The organism is Ruegeria profundi (assembly GCF_049800715.1).
GTDB lineage: Bacteria > Pseudomonadota > Alphaproteobacteria > Rhodobacterales > Rhodobacteraceae > Ruegeria > Ruegeria profundi_A.
In genome coordinates, this window is sequence record NZ_JBNAFO010000013.1 from 63,100 (window position 1) to 82,705 (window position 19,606).

15 protein-coding genes are annotated in these 19,606 nt (G+C 60.3%); 12 read left to right on the top strand and 3 right to left on the bottom strand.

Annotation, left to right across the window (positions count from 1 at the left end; translation table 11 throughout):
* Window positions 1-13: 13 nt before the first annotated feature.
* Window positions 14-3,751 (bottom strand): beta strand repeat-containing protein, encoded by a 3,738-nt coding sequence (locus tag ACP15L_RS18770; RefSeq protein WP_425085338.1) that lies wholly within the window; start codon window positions 3,749-3,751, stop codon window positions 14-16.
* 358 nt (window positions 3,752-4,109) lie between these two features.
* On the opposite strand from ACP15L_RS18770, the gene ACP15L_RS18775 reads away from it, so the two are divergent.
* Window positions 4,110-5,066, top strand: a complete 957-nt coding sequence (locus ACP15L_RS18775; RefSeq protein WP_425085339.1) for a LysR family transcriptional regulator — start codon at window positions 4,110-4,112, stop codon at window positions 5,064-5,066.
* Window positions 5,067-5,084: 18 nt separating this feature from the next.
* Here ACP15L_RS18775 and ACP15L_RS18780 read toward each other — a convergent pair whose 3' ends face one another.
* Both ACP15L_RS18780 and ACP15L_RS18785 read right to left on the bottom strand, forming a co-directional pair.
* On the bottom strand, window positions 5,085-5,786 hold the full coding sequence (locus ACP15L_RS18780) for a GntR family transcriptional regulator (RefSeq protein ID WP_425085340.1): 702 nt from the start codon (window positions 5,784-5,786) through the stop codon (window positions 5,085-5,087).
* A 78-nt stretch (window positions 5,787-5,864) separates the two neighbouring features.
* Entirely contained in the window at window positions 5,865-7,223 is a 1,359-nt protein-coding gene (locus ACP15L_RS18785) for a formimidoylglutamate deiminase (protein WP_425085341.1), read from the bottom strand.
* 82 nt (window positions 7,224-7,305) lie between these two features.
* Here ACP15L_RS18785 and hutI point away from each other — a divergent pair, with 82 nt between their 5' ends.
* From hutI to ACP15L_RS18840, 11 genes are all read left to right on the top strand, one after another.
* Complete coding sequence (gene hutI / locus ACP15L_RS18790) at window positions 7,306-8,514, top strand: imidazolonepropionase (RefSeq protein WP_425085342.1); 1,209 nt, start codon at window positions 7,306-7,308, stop codon at window positions 8,512-8,514.
* Window positions 8,511-10,049, top strand: coding sequence for a histidine ammonia-lyase (hutH, locus tag ACP15L_RS18795; protein WP_425085343.1), 1,539 nt, complete (start codon window positions 8,511-8,513; stop codon window positions 10,047-10,049). Before hutI ends, hutH begins: the two co-directional genes overlap by 4 nt.
* A complete protein-coding gene (gene hutG, locus ACP15L_RS18800; RefSeq protein WP_425085396.1) occupies window positions 10,049-10,840 on the top strand; it encodes an N-formylglutamate deformylase in 792 nt (263 codons plus the stop codon). The genes hutH and hutG overlap by 1 nt, the downstream gene beginning before the upstream one ends.
* Window positions 10,837-12,519: a urocanate hydratase gene (gene hutU, locus ACP15L_RS18805; RefSeq protein ID WP_425085344.1), complete on the top strand. Its 1,683-nt coding sequence runs from the start codon at window positions 10,837-10,839 to the stop codon at window positions 12,517-12,519. The genes hutG and hutU overlap by 4 nt, the downstream gene beginning before the upstream one ends.
* A gap of 127 nt (window positions 12,520-12,646) precedes the next feature.
* Window positions 12,647-13,627 carry a biotin synthase BioB gene (bioB, locus tag ACP15L_RS18810; RefSeq protein ID WP_425085345.1) on the top strand — a complete coding sequence of 327 codons (981 nt, stop codon included), beginning with the start codon at window positions 12,647-12,649 and terminating at the stop codon, window positions 13,625-13,627.
* Window positions 13,624-14,757, top strand: coding sequence for an 8-amino-7-oxononanoate synthase (locus tag ACP15L_RS18815; protein WP_425085346.1), 1,134 nt, complete (start codon window positions 13,624-13,626; stop codon window positions 14,755-14,757). Before bioB ends, ACP15L_RS18815 begins: the two co-directional genes overlap by 4 nt.
* Entirely contained in the window at window positions 14,754-15,374 is a 621-nt protein-coding gene (bioD, locus tag ACP15L_RS18820; protein ID WP_425085347.1) for a dethiobiotin synthase, read from the top strand. Before ACP15L_RS18815 ends, bioD begins: the two co-directional genes overlap by 4 nt.
* On the top strand, window positions 15,371-16,657 hold the full coding sequence (gene bioA / locus ACP15L_RS18825) for an adenosylmethionine--8-amino-7-oxononanoate transaminase (RefSeq protein WP_425085348.1): 1,287 nt from the start codon (window positions 15,371-15,373) through the stop codon (window positions 16,655-16,657). The genes bioD and bioA overlap by 4 nt, the downstream gene beginning before the upstream one ends.
* On the top strand, window positions 16,654-17,274 hold the full coding sequence (locus ACP15L_RS18830) for a pimeloyl-ACP methyl esterase BioG family protein (RefSeq protein WP_425085349.1): 621 nt from the start codon (window positions 16,654-16,656) through the stop codon (window positions 17,272-17,274). Before bioA ends, ACP15L_RS18830 begins: the two co-directional genes overlap by 4 nt.
* Window positions 17,271-18,032, top strand: a complete 762-nt coding sequence (locus ACP15L_RS18835) for a methyltransferase domain-containing protein (protein ID WP_425085350.1) — start codon at window positions 17,271-17,273, stop codon at window positions 18,030-18,032. Before ACP15L_RS18830 ends, ACP15L_RS18835 begins: the two co-directional genes overlap by 4 nt.
* A gap of 185 nt (window positions 18,033-18,217) precedes the next feature.
* On the top strand, window positions 18,218-19,579 hold the full coding sequence (locus tag ACP15L_RS18840) for a glutamine synthetase family protein (protein ID WP_425085351.1): 1,362 nt from the start codon (window positions 18,218-18,220) through the stop codon (window positions 19,577-19,579).
* Window positions 19,580-19,606 lie beyond the last annotated feature (27 nt).

Sequence of the window (19,606 nt, forward strand, 5' to 3'; positions counted from 1 at the left end):
CGTCCGTTTTCGATTAAGCGACGAAGTCGTCTTCGCTCAGGTCGGTTGTGTTGACGCCCGCCAGACGGACCGAACCTTCGGTTCCGAACGAGATCACAGCGTCGTTGCCATCCTGAGCAACATTCACCGCGCCGCCGAAATCGGGACCGAAATCGCCGAACTGCAGCTGGTCGAGGCCAACTTCGAAGTCCTGGATCACGTCGTTCCCGAAGTTCGCGCCGAAGGTGAAGGTATCCGCACCTGCACCGCCGATCAGGATGTCATTGCCACCCTCACCCGAGATCAGGTCGTCGCCGTCGCCGCCGCTGAGTTTGTTGTCCAGATCGCTGCCGATGATGATGTCACCATCGTCCGACCCGATCACATTCTCAATCGACTGCAGAACATCGACTTCGATCTGGTTGTCGATGACGTCCTGACCGATGACACCGGTGCCGCCTGTGGCGTTCACATCCAGCGTGGCGCCCGCATCCACCAGCGTATCCTGCACGACCGGGCCATTGTTGCCAGCCGGCGCGTTGTGCAGATGGATGGCCGAGACAACACCCGGGATCGGGGTGTTCAGGTCGGCCTCGCTCAGGCCCACAACGCTCAGCTCGCTGGAATAGGTCACTTCACCCGTGTGCAGGTTCTGCGTAATGACCAGAGAGGCCTCGCCGGTGGCTTCGCTGTCCGAGGTCGGCCCCGGTTCCTGCGCCGCGTCCAGACCGCCGCTGAGGGTGATAGTGCGGATGCCATGCTCGGTCTCGACACTGTCCACCAGAAGCTGCCCGCGGATTTCGCCGCCGGGGAAGTCCGATGTGTGGATGTTGTAGTACAGGTTGCCCTGAAGCGCCTGTTCCACAAAAGCCGCACCATTGGCGATGTTCGCGCCGAACTGACCGGGGGCAGAGACCACGGCGTCCTTGACCGAGACATTGAAGCCCGTATCGCGGGTTGCGGTGCCGTTGCCATTGGCGCCCAGGTGTACTACGACCGCGACATCCAGATCCGAGAAGTCGGCTGTGTCGATGCCGTCGCCACCGTCGATGAAGTCATTGCCCAGACCACCGGTCAGAACATTGTCCGCATCGCCAGCGATCAGAACGTCGTCGCCCGCGCCACCATCGATATTGCCGTTGGTGGTGCCCAGATCGACAAAGATGTCATCGCCAGCGCCCAGTAGAACGTTGCCGTTGATCACGCCTTCGTCGTCATTGACGATGGTCACGTCACCCGCATCTGAGGCGTCGATTGCATTGACCGTCCCGCGGATCTCACCTTCGTTCAGGATCGCCCCCAGAAGGTTCAGGCCACCGTCAACGCGGATACCTGCTGCTGCGTCCGAGGTCTCGGACCCTGCGATCAGGCCTTCATTGACGACCACCCCGGCAAATCCGGCCTCGGACTGGCTGGTGAACAGGCGCAGGCCATCGCCGACCTGATTGCCCTCAACCGCGTCGCCGCGACCTTGTAGGGTGCCTTCGTTCAGAATGGCTGCCGACACGATATCGCCTTCGACATCACCGGTTTGCAGCGAAACGGCCGAGCCGTTGTTGCCCAGACCCGCATCAACCAGACCGGTGTTGTTGAACGTGTAGTTGTCGGCAGTGCCATCGGCATAGACGGTGCCATTGCGCTGATCGCCGGAGCCGAGGATTTCGCCTTCGTTGACGACCTCAAGCCCCTCACCGTCGATATTCACCGCACGGCTGTCCGACGTGACTGTTCCACGGTTCACAAACGAGCCGCCGGTGTGATCGCCGGTGCCGAAGTAGACGCCGTTTTGCACCCCTGCGAATACGCCGCCTTCTTCGTTGACCAACTGGCCCTGGAAGTTGACGTTGTTCACCGCGCGAAACGCGCCAACGGTTCCGTTTGCACCTTCCGACAGGACGGTGCCCGCGTTGGTGATGGAGCCGGTGAACGTGCCAGCGTTGCCGACATTGCCGATGCGGATACCGTCGCCTGCGGCATTGGTGCCCGCTGCCGCGTTGCCGCGACCCTGGATCAGACCGTCATTGTTCAGCGTGAACGCGTTCTCGCCCGCGATCTCTGCGCCAAAGCCCGACCCTTCATTGCCTTCACCCGCATCGACGACGCCGGTTTCTTTGTTGTTGAAGGTGAAGTCTTGCGCGGTGCCATCGGCGTAGACGGTACCATTGCGCTGGCTGTCGGTGCCGACGATCTCGCCTGCGTTGTTCACTTCCAACCCGATGCCGTCGATATTGAACGCGCGGCTGTCGGACGAGATCACCCCGGTTTCGAGGTTGTTGAACACACCCCCGGTGTGATCCGCGCCTTCACCGGCGACCGGGTTGCCGAAATAGACACCGTTTTGAACGCCCGAAATCTGGCCCGAGTTGTTGAACTCACCCTGGAAGGACACACGGTTTACGAAACGGACACCCGCGACGGTGCCATTTGCGCCCTCGGAGTCGATAGTGCCCGAGTTGTTGATGACCGCATCGGTGACGCCGATGTTGCCCACATTGCCAACCCGGATACCGTCGCCTGCCGCGTTGGAGCCTGCCGCCGCATTGCCGCGACCCTGAATGGTGCCCGCATTGTCCAGCGTGAACGAAGATGCGCCATCCGCAGTTCCGCCGATCTCAACGCCAAAGCCCGACCCTTCATTGCCTTCACCGGCGTCGATCGTGCCTGTGACCAGGTTGTTGACTGCGAAATCATCAGCGGTGCCGTCGGCATAAACGGTGCCATTGCGCTGGCTGTCCGTACCAAGGATATCGCCGCCGTTCACAAGGTTTACACCCGTGCCGTCGATATTCACCGCGCGGCTGTCGGATTGGATCGTGCCGAAGTTCAGAACGTCCAGATCATGCGTGCCCTGACCGATGTAAAGCCCGTTTGCAGCACCCTCGATCACCCCGGTCGAGGTGTTCAGGATCTCGCCCTCGGCGCTTGCGCCATCCGCGATGCGGATACCGGCAGCTGTGCCTTGCGTGCTTTCCGATGTGATCAGCCCGCTGTTGAGGATCTCGGTCTCGAGGATTGTGCCCTCGGCCCCGTTGTTGATCCGGATACCGTCACCGGCCAGACCGGTGTTCGATGCCGCCTGACCACGGCCCTGAATGGTGCCGCCAAAACCGTTGAAGATATCGGTTTCCACACGGTCGCCGACCTCATCCCCGACCTGAAGCGAGACCCCGGCGCCCTGATTGCCTTCGCCAGCATCCACGGTTCCGCCCGTGAAGTTCGAGATCGAGATATCCTCGGCGGTGCTGTTGGTGTAGATCGTGCCGTTGCGCTGATCTCCGGTGCCAAGGATGTCGCCGAAGTTGCGCACATCAATGCCCTGGCCCTGAATGTCCACGGCACGACTGTCGGAGGAGATCACGCCGCCGCGGAAATTGTCCAGGCTGCCCGAGCTGTCGGGGCCTGCAAACTGAACACCGTTAAAGTCGCCCGAGATCTCACCGAAGTTGCGCACAGCGGCGCTGCCGGTGACCTGAACGCCGGTCGCCAGTGCATCAGGGCCGTTATTCGCCTCGATCACGCCCGTGCGGAAGTTGAACACGTCAACATCCTCGCCCTGCACTTGAACGGCGGCGACGGCATTGTTGGTGACGATCTCGCCAAAGTTCAGCAGGCGCGAAAAGTCGTTGGCCAGAACAAAGGCGGGCGTGTCATCCACGATCGTGTTCTGGAAGAAGTTGTTGAAAAGGGTTTGGCCGTCACGTGTGGTCTCTTGCGCCAGTGTTGACGTGGTCAAGAGACGGGCGCGCAGGCTTTCTACGAATTGGGACAGCATGGGTCACTCCGTCTGGTTTGTTGCGTGATGCAGGCGGCCCGTTCGATCGGGCAACCGACGCATCAAATCAGTAGGCCTGGCCCGTGGTCAGCGGAAATTCATGGTCCAAATTGGGGGTATAACCAACGCAAATACTCACGGGTTTCGTGAAGTCTTCGCTGGTCAGGGTCTTGATTCAAACGGCGATGCGATGGGAAAACGCAGGTCGCTCACTTATTTGATGACGAAGTTTCACCTATTTGTGACGAATTGTGGGGGTCAAATCCCCCTCAAACCGCTGTCCGGGCTTCTGAAACAGGGGGTCACCGCGTAGTGTCACAGGTATCTTGACCTATTTGATTGTTTGAATTGCCCCGCCATGAACCTCAGAGACTTGGAATACGTCATTGCCATCGCCAAACACGGTCAGTTCAGTCAGGCCGCATCGGCCTGCAACGTGTCTCAGCCTGCGATGTCCAACCAAATTAAGAAACTCGAACAGGAGCTGGGGGCCGAGCTGTTCCTGCGCCTGAACAATGAGGTCCGCCCAACCGCCTGCGGTGCGCGGATCGTCGACATCGCTACCCGGATGCTGAATGACGCGCAAAAGATCCGCGACACAGCGACCGAGTTCCGCGACCCCGAGGCTGTGCCTTTTACCATTGGTATGACGCCCACGCTGGCCCCTTATTTGACGCAGTACTTCTCAGAGCTGTTCAGCACTTTGTTCCCGCGCATGCGGGTGACGATGATCGAAGACCTGCCGCAAAACATGTTGCAGATGGTCGAAGACCACACGCTGGATCTGGCGCTCGTCGCCAAGATCAACAACAGCGACGCGCTGGATTTCACCTCGATCTGGTCCGAGCCTCTGTTTCTGGCGCTGCGCGAGGGGCATCCGCTGCATACTCTGCCTTCGATTTCTGCCGATGAGGTGCCAGTGCATGATTTCATCCGTTTGCCCCATAGCTTCGGCTATGCGCTGGAAGATCGGTTGCCCAAGCAGGATCCCTCCAGCCGTATCAGCAAACGCTTTGATCTGACCGCTTTGCGGTTCGAGACGATCTGCCGTCATATCTGCCATTCTGACGATTGTACGATTGTCTCTGCTCTGGCCGCAGAGCAGTTCAAGCGGGACAACTGGTCGCTTTGCTTTATTCCCTTCGAAGGGCCTGGCCATCTGCGCGATCTGGGGGCGGCGACGCGGCCCAATTGCCCGCGCAAACCGATGCTGGCGCGGATCGGAGAATACATCCGCGAAAAACCCCCGATCGGCGTGATCCCGACCTATCAACCCGAGCACGTTGATCCGCCGAAACAGCCTGTGACGGTCTGAGCGTTTTCGGCAAAGGGGTTAGTAGGTGGTCCGCATCTGATAACCTTGATGGAAGGTCATTCTGACGAATGTGACCGGTTTGCTTTGGAACCATGTCGTGCGTTCCAGTTGGAACAATGGTGTGCCCGGTGGCACTGACAGAAAGTCCTGCAACTGCCCGGTGGCCGGAACCGCCGAGAAGGCGATCTCGGCATTGGAAAAGGGAACCTCGGATAGCAGCCATTCATTGGGGCCGGTGGTCAGAAAGCTCTCGTTAACCACATGGGGTACGGCATCGACACTGATCCAGCGCTCTTCAAACTGAAAAGGGCGGTTGTCGGCGTGATGCATGCATTGAAGATGCAGGATTTGCACGCCTTCCTGCAGGCCCAGCTTGGCCTGCAGCCACGCTGGGCAGTCGATCTGCGTACGGCTGACAAGCGCATAGCGGTACTCGGCATTCATATCCTCGATCGTCTGGCGGACAACGGTGATCGGCAGTTTGGCCTGTTTGACTGGGGTCGTGACGACCCGGGTGCCGCCTTTGCGCTTGCGAGTGATGATGCCCTGTTCCGCCAATTCGCGCAGCGCGCGGTTCACGGTGGCGCGGGCGCAGCCGAACTCGGCGGCTAGTTCCAGCTCGGTCGGAAGCAAGCTGCCCTGAGGCCAGATGCGGCATTGGATACGGTTGATCACCTCGTCACGGATATCCTGAAAACCGATGTTCTTCTGTTCCGTCACGATCTGATCCTGTTTCCTCAATAAGCTTATTCATAATATGTATCGCAGGCGACCCTCGCGTAAAGAGGATGCCAAGCGTTACAAGTGAGGCAATATCTCGGCTATGGCTTTTCTGTACCGAGTCACGATCTTGTCGCGTGCTACGTGGCGCCCCTCCTTGACCTTATGCCGCCCGGCCGACCAGAGGTCGGTCACAACCCTGTCCTGTGCGGCAAACACAAGCCCGTCCAGCAATTGGTCCGGTTGCAAAGCGCACAGCGCCGGGTCACTGCTGTCGATGGCAACGAGGTCGGCCAAAGCGCCCTCCACGATCTGTCCTGCATTTCGACCCAGCGCTTGCGCTCCCCCCGTCGCGGCGCCGCAATAGAGAGTTTGTCCAACGGACCCTTCGCTGACCACCAGCACGTTGCGCGACAGGTCCCGCAGGCGTTGGGAGTATTCCAGCGTTCGAAGCTCCTCGGCAAGTGATATCCGGACATTGGAATCCGATCCCACGCCGAACGCACCGCCTGCAGTCAGGTAGACCGCGCCGTTGAATGGGCCGTCGCCCAGATTGGCCTCTGTGATTGGGCAAAGGCCAGCGACAGCGCCTGACGCCGCCAGTGCGCGCGTCTCTTCATCCGTCACGTGTGTGGCGTGGATCAGGCACCATTGTCTGTCCACCGGGGCGTTATCCAAAAGCCATTCGACCGGGCGCACGCCCAGGCCAGCCTGCACCTGCGCAACCTCTTTGGGCTGCTCGGCTATATGGATATGGACCAAACCAGTGTGATGGCTCAGCACTTCATTGAGATCCGAGGGTGAGGTCGCGCGCAGAGAATGTGGGGCAATACCGACCTGGATATCATCGGGAAGTGCCGCGCTGGCCGCTTTGGCCTCGTCTACCAGTCGGAGGAAACGGGTCACGTCGTTGCCGAACCGCTGTTGCCCGGGTTCCAAAGGCACTTCTCCGACCCCGGCATAGGAGTAGAGGACGGGCAGATGCGTCAGGCCGATGCCTGTTTCGACGGCGGCTTCCATGATGCGGTCGGACAGCTCGGCCAGCCGCTCATAGGGCGCGCCGCTGGGTTGATGGTGCAGATAGTGGAACTCTCCGACCGAGGCGAACCCGGCCTCCTGCATCTCCATATAGACTAGTGCCGTGATGGCCTGAATCTGATCGGGCGTCAGTTGGGCAGTGAAGCGATACATCACATCGCGCCACGTCCAGAAACTGTCGCACCCGGCGCGCCGGTATTCGGTCATCCCCGCCATGGCACGCTGAAAGGCATGGCTGTGCAGGTTGGCGAGCGCAGGCAACAGGGTGTCGACCGTGACATCTGCGTCCTGCGCTTTTGCGCCTGCGATCACAGTGGCGATATGCTCGTCTCTCAAATCCAGCCTGACATTTTCTGCCCAACCTGTTGGTAGCAATGCGCGCTTCGCGAAGATGGTCATGTAGCTCTCCATTTTATGGATAGACATAAAACATATTGGAATATACTAGAAAAGAGAGAATTGCATCCACTGTGAGAATCAAATGCCCACAACCCACATCCTGAAGGACTTGAGCGCCGCAACCATGGTGGAGAATGGCGCGCCTTATGGGGTGATCGAGTCAGCGGCAATTGTGATCGAGGGCGAAAAAATCGCATGGGTTGGGCCGCAGGCCGCCTTGCCCGAAGCCTATGCCGGGTTGTCTGAGAGGTCCTGTGCAGGCCGTCTGGTGACACCCGCTCTGATCGACTGCCACACGCATGTAATCCACGGCGGCCACCGCGCGGTCGAGTTCGAGATGCGCTTGAATGGGGCGAGCTATGAAGAGGTCGCGCGCGCCGGTGGCGGCATAATCTCAACGGTAACGGCCACGCGCGATGCCAGTTTTGATGACCTGATCGCTCAGGCGCTGCCGCGTGTGGATGCGATGCTGGCCGAAGGTGTCTCGGTAATCGAGGTGAAATCCGGTTACGGCTTGGATCGCAAGGCCGAATTGAACATGCTGCGCGCCGCGCGTGCTTTGCAAGACCACCGTCCGGTGCGGGTTGTGACCAGTTTTCTTGGCGCCCATGCCGTGCCGGTGGAGTACAAGGGCAATCCGGACGCATATATAACTGAGGTTTGCGTTCCAACCCTGCGCGCCGCCCATGCCGAGGGGCTGGTCGATGCGGTTGATGCCTTCTGCGAAGGGATTGCTTTTCTGCCCGACCAGCTCGTGCCGTTGTTTGATGTGGCGCGTGAGCTTGGCTTGACGATCAAACTGCACGCCGAACAGCTGTCCAATCTCGGCGGTGCAAAGCTGGCCGCCAGCTATGACGCGCTGTCAGCGGATCATATCGAGTATCTCGATGATGAGGGCGCAGCGGCGATGGCGCGCGCGGGCACGGTTGGTGTGATCCTGCCTGGTGCTTTCTATACACTGCGCGAAACGCAATCTCCGCCCATTGATCTGCTGCGCAAGCACAAGGTCCCGATGGCTTTGGCGACGGATTGTAATCCGGGTTCGGCCCCGATGACCTCACTGCTTTTGGCGATGAACATGGGCTGCACCCTGTTCCGCATGACGCCCGAAGAGGCGCTGAAAGGCGTGACCCTCAACGCGGCCCGCGCGCTGGGTTTGCACGATTGCGGCCAGATTGCACCCGGCATGCGCGCTGATCTGGCGATCTGGAACGTCACTCACCCGGCCGAGCTGTCCTATCGCATCGGCTTCAATTCGCTACACACTCGCATTATCGGAGGCGCAGTTTGACCACCCTGACCCTTACACCCGGCGCTGTTTCTCTGGCGCAGTTGGAGCAGGTGTTCTTAGACGAATGCGCCGTGCAGCTAAATCCGGTATGCCATCCCGGCATTCTGGCTGCCCACGCGCGCATCGCGGATGCCGCTGCGGGTGAGGCCGCAGTCTACGGTGTCAACACAGGCTTCGGCAAACTAGCCAGTGTCAAGATCGCGGCAGAGGATACGGCGACCTTGCAGCGCAATCTGATCCTGTCGCATTGCTGCGGCGTCGGCCCTGCGATCCCGCGGGCGCATGCACGGTTGATGATGGTCCTGAAGCTACTCAGCCTCGGTCGCGGAGCCTCGGGCGTGCGGCTGGAGTTGATCACGCTTCTCGAGGCTATGCTGGCCAAGGGCGTCACGCCTGTGATCCCAGCACAGGGCTCGGTCGGTGCCTCTGGTGATCTGGCGCCGCTGTCGCATATGGCGGCTGTCATGATGGGCGAGGGTGAGGCTGAATATGGCGGCGAGGTCTTGCCGGGTGCTGAGGCGTTGGCGGCAGCTGGCCTGACGCCGGTGGGGCTTGGCCCGAAAGAGGGTCTGGCGCTGATCAACGGCACCCAGTTTTCGACCGCTTTTGCTTTGGCGGGCCTGTTTGGCGCGTGGCAAGCGGCCCAGAGCGCGCTGGTTACTTCGGCGCTGACCACGGACGCTATCATGGGATCCACGGCACCGTTGCAGCCTGAAATCCACAGCCTCCGCGGCCATCGCGGCCAGATTGAAGCCGCAGCCACCATGCGCGCCCTGCTGGCCGGATCGGTGATCCGCGAAAGCCACCGCGACGGCGATACACGCGTGCAGGACCCGTATTGTATCCGCTGCCAACCGCAGGTCGTCGGTGCGGCAATGGACGTGATCCGACAAGCCGCTACGACGCTTGAGCTTGAGGCGAACGCCGCCACCGACAACCCTCTGGTCTTGTCAGAGGCCGGGCTGATCGTCTCGGGCGGTAACTTTCATGCCGAACCAGTTGGTTTCGCCGCCGACATGATCGCGCTGGCCGTGGCCGAGATTGGAGCCATCGCCCAACGTCGCATTGCGCTGATCGTCGATCCGGTGCTCAGTTTTGATCTGCCGCCGTTCCTGACGCCCAATCCGGGGCTGAACTCAGGCCTGATGATTGCCGAGGTCACGACGGCGGCTTTGATGAGCGAAAACAAGCATTTGGCCAATCCTTGCGTGACGGATTCGACGCCGACCTCTGCCAACCAGGAGGATCACGTCAGTATGGCCGCCCATGGCGCGCGGCGTTTGGGTCAGATGGTTACCAATCTGGAGCGCATTCTTGGGGTCGAACTGCTCTGCGCCACGCAAGGGATCGAATTCCGCGCGCCGTTGCCCACCAGTGAAACGTTGCAAGGCGTGATGGCCCAGTTGCGCGCTGTGGTGCCGCCTTTGGGGGACGACCGCTATACCGCGCCGGATATCGAGGCAGCCTCAATCCTGATTTCTGGTGGCGAGATAGCGCGAAACACAAGTGTTGCCATGCCAGAGCTGGGCGCGTGATGGATCCGTTTGAAGTCACCCGAGGCGACAGCCCCATCGTTCTGGGCCTGCCCCATTCGGGCACCTATGTACCGCCCGAGATTCAGGCCAAGCTGAACGCGCGGGGCAGGGCGCTGACGGATACGGATTGGCATATCCACACGCTCTACGACGGGTTGCTGCCCGGGGTGACGACGGTCCGCGCGAGTTTCCACCGATATGTGATTGATGCCAATCGTGATCCGTCGGGCGTATCGCTCTATCCCGGTCAGAACACTACAACACTGGTTCCGCTGACCGATTTCGATGGGAATGGGATCTGGGATCAGCCGCCATCCGATGCGGAAATCGCCGAACGCCTCGCTGCGTTTCATACGCCCTATCATGCCACGCTGATGGCCGAACTGGAGCGGGTCAGGGCGATCCACGGCATTGCGGTCCTCTATGACTGCCACTCGATCCGCAGCACCATTCCGTACCTCTTTGACGGAGTTTTGCCCGATATGAATCTGGGCACAAATAACGGCACGACCTGCGCGCCTGAAATCGAGACAGCGGCCCATGAGTTTGCCGCTTCATCACCCTATAGCACCGTCTTGAACGGAAGGTTCAAAGGCGGCTGGACGACGCGCCACTATGGCCGCCCGGCCGAGGGTCTCCACGCCATTCAGATGGAGCTGGCCCAATCCTCCTACCTGAAAACCGAGCGCCCGCCATGGTCCTATGACGACCGTAAAGCCGAACGTTTGCGCCGCTGGCTATTCGACAATCTGGACGCCGTCCAAGACACAGCATTGGAGCTTGCATCATGACCGACCCTCGCAAGAACACCCGTGATATCTATCCACCCACAGGCCCAGAGTTGAACACCAAAAGCTGGATGACCGAAGCGCCGCTCCGGATGTTGATGAATAACCTACATCCGGACGTGGCCGAAAACCCGCATGAGCTGGTTGTTTATGGCGGGATCGGGCGCGCGGCACGGACGTGGAGCGACTTTGATACGATCGTGGACAGTCTCAAGGATCTGGAAGAAGACGAGACACTGGTTGTGCAATCCGGCAAACCCGTGGCCATTGTGCGAACGCATGCTGATGCCCCTCGGGTGCTGATCGCGAATTCTAACCTCGTGCCGCATTGGGCCAACTGGGATCACTTTAACGAGCTCGATAAGAAGGGCCTGATGATGTACGGCCAGATGACCGCTGGCTCGTGGATCTATATCGGCACGCAAGGGATCGTGCAGGGCACCTACGAGACCTTTGCCGAGGCCGGGCGCCAGCACTATGGCGGCGACCTGACCGGCAAATGGATCCTGACCGGCGGCCTGGGGGGAATGGGCGGCGCGCAGCCCTTGGCGGCGGTTTTCGCCGGGGCCTGCTGTCTGGCGGTCGAGTGCAACCCGGACAGCATCGACTTCCGCCTGCGTACCAAATACCTGGACGAAAAGGCCGAAACGCTGGACGAAGCGCTTGAGATGATTGACCGCTGGACCAAGGCGGGTGAGGCGAAATCGGTCGGCCTGCTGGGCAATGCCGCCGATATCTTCCCCGAGATTTACGCCCGGATGCAGGCCGGTGGCATGCGTCCCGATATCGTCACTGACCAGACCAGCGCCCATGACCCGGTCAACGGCTATCTGCCGCTGGGCTGGACTATGGCGCAGTGGAAGGACAAACGCGAAAGCGATCCCAAAGCGGTTGAAACTGCCGCGCGCGACTCAATGAAGCAACATGTCGCTGCGATGGTCGATTTCTGGAACGCGGGCGTGCCAACGCTGGATTATGGCAACAACATTCGCCAGGTGGCGCAGGATGAAGGGCTGGAAAACGCCTTTGCTTTCCCCGGTTTCGTGCCAGCCTATATCCGCCCGCTGTTTTGCCGCGGGGTCGGCCCGTTCCGCTGGTGCGCCCTGTCCGGCGACCCTGAGGATATCTATAAAACTGACGCCAAGATGAAAGAGTTGTTCCCCGAGAACACCCATCTGCACAATTGGCTCGACATGGCGCAGGAGCGTATTGCCTTCCAGGGCCTGCCCGCGCGGATCTGCTGGATCGGTCTCGGGGATCGTCACAAGGCCGGGCTGGCCTTCAACGAAATGGTCCGCACCGGAGAGCTAAAGGCCCCGGTTGTCATTGGTCGGGATCACCTCGACAGCGGGTCTGTTGCGTCACCGAACCGTGAGACCGAGGCGATGAGGGATGGCTCGGACGCTGTTTCGGACTGGCCGTTGCTAAATGCCTTGGTGAACACGGCCTCGGGCGCCACATGGGTGTCTTTGCATCACGGCGGTGGGGTCGGCATGGGCTTTAGCCAACATGCGGGCGTGGTCATTTGCGCCGATGGTACCGATGCAGCGGCCAAACGGCTGGAGCGGGTTTTGTGGAACGACCCGGCCTCGGGCGTGTGGCGCCACGCAGATGCGGGGTACGAGGATGCCAAGGCCTGCGCCCGCGAACACGGGCTGCGGCTACCGGGTATTCTGGGATAGAGCTTCGGTCAGCGATCAGCGAATTGATGCGTCATATTGAACTTGTGATGCATGCCGGGTTGCGTCGTGACATTTTGTAGATAATAAACTCGACGCAATGCAAGCTGCCGAGAGTTTTATAGATAAAATGATCATCCCTCATTCCGGCTGGACCAAAAAATCCGCGCAAGCTGTTCATGATCTTCCGTTGATGGACCTGCTGTTCCGCGCGCAAACTGTCCATCGTGAGCATTTCGATCCCAACAAAATCCAGACCTCGAAACTGCTGTCGATCAAAACCGGAGGCTGCGCCGAGGATTGTGCCTATTGCTCGCAATCGGCGCGCAATGGCTCGACCCTACCTGCTTCCAAATTGATCGAGGTGCAGCGTGTTCTGACCGAGGCGAAGAAGGCCAAGGATGGCGGCGCGACGCGGTTCTGCATGGGCGCTGCCTGGCGTGAGCCCAAGGCGCGGGACATGGCAGCTTTGGTCGCGATGGTCGAAGGCGTCAAGGCCATGGGGATGGAGACTTGCATGACGTTGGGCATGCTGGACGACACACAGGTCGTGCAACTGCGCGATGCGGGGCTGGACTACTACAACCACAATATCGACACGTCCGAGCGCTACTACTCCGAGGTCATCACGACCCGCACCTTCGCCGACCGGATCGATACGATGAACCGAGTGCAGGAAGCGGGGATCAAGGTGTGTTCCGGCGGCATTCTGGGCATGGGTGAGCATACGGGCGACCGTATCGACATGCTGCTGACGCTGGCCACCATGCAGCCCGCGCCGGATTCGGTTCCGATCAACATGCTGATGCCGCAGGCCGACACACCTCTGGCCGACGCCGAGCCGATCGACCCGATCGACTTCGTGCGCATCATCGCGACGGCGCGTATCCTGATGCCAACCTCTTACGTTCGCCTGTCCGCTGGCCGCAGCGAAATGAGCGACGAGATGCAGGCGATGTGTTTCTTCGCTGGTGCGAACTCGATCTTCGTGGGCGAAACGCTGCTGACGGCCGAAAATCCCGAAGAGGATACCGATATGGTCCTGTTTGCCAAACTTGGTCTGCAGGCCGAGAAAGCCGGCGATCAGGCGGGCCGGGAAGCCGCTGAATGAAAGCTGCTGCTCGGCTCGAATCCATGCTCGACACCTTGCAGGCCCGGCATCGCCGCCGGGTCCTGACGCCCGCGTCGGGATTGGATTTCGCGTCGAATGACTATCTGGGCCTCGCCGGATCGCAGCTTCTGCAAGAGGCCGCGCAAGAGGCCTTGGCGCGCGGTGTTCCGGTTGGCTCTGGTGGCTCGCGGCTATTGCGCGGCAACCACACCGAGCATGAAGCGCTGGAGGCCGAGGCCGCCGCGTTCTTCGGGGCCGAGGCTGCCTTGTTCATGGGCGGCGGGTTTCAGGCCAATCAGGCGATTTTCGCAACCCTTCCTGCGGCTGAGGATCTGGTTCTCTATGACGCTCTGGTTCACGCCAGCGCGCATGAGGGCATGCGCTCTTGCCGGGCCGATCTGCGGTCGTTTCGGCACAATGATATCGAGGACGCGCGTGAAAAGGCGCAGGAGTGGCGGACCGAGGGCGGTCTGGGTCAAATTTGGATCGCGGTTGAAAGTGTCTATTCGATGGAGGGGGATCTTGCCCCTCTAGCCGATTTGGCGGGTTTGGCGCGGGAACAGGACGCCGTTTTGGTGGTCGACGAAGCCCATGCGACCGGCGTGTTCGGACCTCAGGGACGGGGGCTCGCACATGACCTCGACTGCCATCTGTTGACGCTGCACACCTGCGGCAAAGGTCTGGGCGTGGCCGGAGGGCTGATCTGCGGACCAAAAGTCATGATCGACACGCTGATCAACCGCGCACGCCCCTTCATCTTTGCCACCGCGCCGTCGCCTTTGAATGCCGCTTTGGTTCGCGCTGCTATTAGGGCGCTGGCCACTCAGACAGGTCTGGTCGACGCTGCCCAGCAGCGCATTGGCCATGCCCATGATGCGGCGCGCGCAATTGGAATTGCTGAGGCTGCGCTCAACAGCCAGATCATTCCTATCATTCTGGGCGACGACGCGCGCACGATGACGATGGCTCAGGGCTTGCAGACGCAAGGGTTCGACGTCAGGGGCATCCGCCCGCCAACCGTACCGCGTGGGACATCGCGGTTGCGGATTTCCATCACCGGCAATGTGGATTGCGCCGATATCTCGTCCCTGTTCAAAGCCTTAGCGGCACATCAATCGGAGGCCGCATGAGCGCGCTGATCATCACCGGAACCGACACGGGCGTCGGTAAGACTGTTTTCTCCGCCGGCCTGACCGCCGCCCTTGGAGCTACCTACTGGAAACCGGTGCAATCCGGGCTTGAGGATGCGACCGACACCGACATCGTGCGCGACCTGTCAGGGTCCTTGGTTCTGCCAGAGGCGTATCGCCTGAACATGCCCGCTTCGCCGCATCTGTCCGCCGAGGATATGGGCGTCGATATCGACCTTGCCCAACTGGCACTGCCGCAGGTCGATGGCCCTCTGGTCGTTGAAGGGGCAGGGGGGGTGATGGTCCCTCTGGACCGGCAGGTGTTCTATCTGGACCTCTTCCCGCAATGGAAAGCCCCGGTGGTTCTGGTTGCGCGCACCGCGCTTGGTACGATCAACCACACGGCGCTGTCCCTGATGGCGTTGCGCAATGCGGGGTGCGATGTCGTTGGCGTTGCATTTGTCGGCGACCCCGAGCCAGAGGTCGAACAAACCATCGCGCAGATGTGCAAGGTCCGGCATCTGGGGCGTTTGCCCTATCTCTCGGACCTGACCCGTGAAAACCTGGCCGATGCGTTCCAAAACATCGACCTTGATGCGATCCGGAGGGCTCTATGACCCCGCTGGAATTTGACGCCCGACACCTGTGGCACCCCTACACCCATGTGCTGGATCCGGGCCCGATGCATCTGATCACCGGCTCCGAGGGCGTCTGGTTGACGCGTGAGGACGGTGGGCAGATGATCGACGCCATGTCCTCCTGGTGGTGTACCGTTCACGGCCATCGTCACCCGGCTATTATAGAGGCGATGCAGGCCCAACTGGCGCAACTATCGCATGTCATGTTCGGAGGCCTGACTCACGCACCCGCCGTTGAGCTGGGTCGCAGGCTGATCGGACTGCTACCCGAGGGTCTGGATCGCATCTTCTACAGCGACAGCGGCTCGGTCGCCATCGAAGTCGCGTTGAAAATGGCGGTGCAGTACCAGATCGCAAAAGGCCGAAGCGCGCGGTCAGAGTTCGCCACCATTCGGGGCGGCTATCACGGTGATACGTGGAAAGCGATGAGCGTGTGCGACCCGGTCAATGGGATGCATGGGCTGTTCAAGGGGGCTCTGTCCATCCAGCATTTCCTGCCACGCCCGACCAACCGGTTCGATCAGGACTGGTCGGAGGATGCCGCCGAAAACGGGCTGATGGCACTTGAGCAGTTGTTGGACGAAAAAGGCGACAAGATCGCGGGACTGATCCTGGAGCCTGTCGTGCAGGGTGCGGGAGGGATGTATTTCTACCACCCGAATTGGCTGAAGGGAGCGCGGGCGCTGTGTGACGCGCATGACGTGCTGCTGATTTTCGATGAAATTGCCACCGGGTTTGGCCGCAGCGGAGAACTGTTTGCCATGGATCACGCAGGCGTGGTGCCCGACATACTGTGCCTCGGCAAGGCCCTGACCGGAGGACACATTACACTGGCCGCCACCATCGCGACCGAGGCAGTTGCGCAGGGCATAGGCGAAAGCGAGGCCGGGGTGCTGATGCATGGCCCAACCTATATGGCCAACCCTCTGGCCTGCGCTGCAGGTGTTGCCAGTCTCGATCAATTGGTCCAACGCGACTGGCGGGCGGAAGTCGCAGGGATTGCGCAACAGATGCAGGACGAACTCGCTCCGGCTCGTGAGTTGCCCGGTGTGGCGGATGTACGGGTTCTGGGCGCCATCGGCGTGATTGAGATGAAGGACCGTGTCAACCCTGCCGTGGCCCATGGCCTCGCCCCAAAAACCGGCGTCTGGTTGCGTCCGTTTGGGCATAATATTTACTGCATGCCGCCCTACATCATCTCGCCAGATGAGCTGAGCCGCGTCACCGCCGCCATGGTTGATCTCGCCGGAGGCGACGGATGAGACATCGCTGGCTGGCACGCTCGGATAGCCCCGATCTGATCCTCGTGTTCGGGGGGTGGGCGTTGGGTTCTGCGCCGTTTTCCTGCCTCACAGGTGGGGAAAATGTGCTGTTCGTTGAGGGTTATACCCAGCTGGATGACCCTCTGCCGGACTTTTCGCGGTTCGATCGCGTAGACTTACTGGCCTTCTCTTTCGGCGTCGCCACAGCTTCGCATTGGCTGAACCAAACGGGGATGCGTCCAGATCGCTTGGTTGCAGTCAGCGGCACGCTGAACCCTGCAAGTGCGGAGAATGGGATCGCACCCGACATGATCCGCGCAACGGCGGATCAATTGTCTCAGGCCAGCTTTGCCAAATTCTGCCGCCGCGCGGGCCTCAGCGGTGATGTTCCCGACTTGGATATCCCATCCGCTCGGGCCGAATTACACGCGGTGATCGACCGTGGCCCTGCTAAAGATCCGGGTTTTGATCGTATTTGGATCCCCACCCGCGACCGTATCGTTCCTACCAACGCACAACAGGCCGCTTGGGCCTCGCGCGCTGATAGGGTTCGGACTGTCAAAACCCCTCATGTCCCGTTCCGCGCGGGGCAAAGCTGGGCGGAGTGGCTGGCATGACAGTGCAACTCTCGGACCGGGTTCAGCGCAGCTTCAGCCGGAGCTTTCAGAGCTATCACGAGACCGCCTGCCAACAGGCCTGGGTGGCCGAGAAACTGATGGAAGAGATGCGCCGACACGGCGCTCCGGCGAAGTTTGAACGCGGATTTGAGCTGGGGTGCGGAACCGGGCATTTCACGCGGCTTCTGTGTCAGAACCATAGTTTCGCCAGCCTCACCCTGAATGATATCGCACCAGAGGCCCGCAAAACGGCAGATGAGCTTGGCGCGCAGTTCATTTGCGGCGATGCGCGGCAGGTGAGCTGGCCCGAGAAGACCGATCTCTTTGCCTCGGCGTCGATGATCCAGTGGATGGAAGACCCGCAGGCGCTTTTGGAACGAGCGGCGAGGTCTCTGGCGCCTGGCGGTTGGTTGGTGATTTCGGGCTTTGGGCCGCAACAATATAGGGAACTGAACCAAATCGGTACCTCGGCCCGTGCCCCCGGTTTGTGCGACCCTGACCAAATGGCCGCCGCCGTTAGGTCGCATCTGGAGGTGCTTTCGACAGGCGAGGCCCTTCGTCCCTCGTACTTCGCCACCCCGCGCCACGTTCTGCGCCATCTGCGTAAGACCGGCGTCAACGGGCGTGCGCAGAGCGTCTGGACAAAGTCCACACTCGCCCGGTTCGAGTCAGAGTACACGCGCCAGTTTCAGACCGAAAACGGCGTCTCTCTCAGCTATCATCCCGTCTGGATCGTCGCGCGCAAGCCGCTGGTCTGAGGCCGCGCAGCCTCCTCCTCGCGTTCGTGTTTTCAGTGTTTGCAGGCACTCAGGTGCAGATTGTGAAATCTCATACCGAAACGTCGCAATGATCTGTTGCGTTCGCGGTCACAGGTCGCCACGGTAGCATTTGAGATTTTGGCGTTGCTGTGGCCCGCCATCAGGAATTTGAAGGAGGGGGCAGAATGACCGCGACACTTACATTCGAACATCTCAAAACACAGGTATCAGCGGGTGAGGTAGACACCGTTCTGGTGTGCTTTGTCGACATGCAGGGCCGTCTGATGGGCAAGCGCTTTCACGCAGGTCATTTCGTTGCGGGCGCATGGGAAGAAACCCATTGCTGCAACTACTTGCTGGCCACTGATCTTGAGATGGGCACACCGGATGGCTACGCCTCGACCAGTTGGGAGCGGGGGTATGGCGACTACGTTATGAAGCCCGATCTTGCGACCCTGCGCCCGGTGCCGTGGCTTGAGGGCACTGTTATGGTGATGTGCGATATTCTCGATCATCACACGCATGAAGAGGTGCCGCATGCGCCTCGGGCGATGTTGAAGGCGCAGGTCAACCGCTTGAAGGCCATGGGCTACGAGGCGATGTGTGCGACAGAGCTGGAGTTTTTCCTTTTCGAGAAGAGTTTCGACGAAATCCGCAAAAACGGCTTTCGAGATCTGGAGCCGATTTCCGGTTACAACGAGGATTATCATATCCTCCAAACCACCAAGGAAGAGCATGTGATGCGCCCGATACGCAACCATTTGTGGGATGCGGGGATACCGGTTGAGAACTCGAAAGGTGAGGCCGAAACCGGGCAGGAAGAACTGAACATCAAATACGCGCCTGCTATGGACACGGCCGAGTACCACTCGATCGCCAAGAATGCGGTGAAAGAGATTGCCTGGCAGCATGGTCATGCGGCAACCTTCCTGCCGAAATGGCATCACGACAAGGTCGGCAGTTCCAGCCACGTGCATCAATCCCTGTGGAAGGACGGCGCGCCTGCTTTCTATGATGGAAGCGATCCACTTGGCATGTCGGATGTAATGAAAAGCTACTTGGCTGGCCTGCTGAAATATGCCCCGGATTATACGTATTTCATGGCCCCTTACATCAACAGTTACAAACGGTTCATAAAGGGTACCTTTGCGCCGACACGGATTATTTGGTCGGTGGATAATCGAACGGCTGGCTTCCGCCTGTGTGGAGATGGGACCAAGGCCATTCGGGTGGAATGTCGGATCCCCGGGTCAGACATGAACCCGTATCTGGTGATGGCTGGAATGCTGGCGGCGGGAATCGCCGGCATTGAAGAGAGACTAGAGTTGCGACCTGCGGCAACCGGTGACGTCTATCAGGGCGATACAGGGATGATCCCCGGCGACCTGGGCGCGGCATTGGGTGCTTTGCGTGGCTCAGCCATGTTGCGGGCCGCAATGGGTGATGAGGTGGTGGATCACTACGCTCGGGCCGCTGAGGTGGAGATCGAAGAGTTCGCGCGTGTGGTGACCGATTGGGAAGTTGCCCGTGGGTTTGAGCGGGCGTAAAGGACGGGAGTGAGGGGCCAGCCCCTC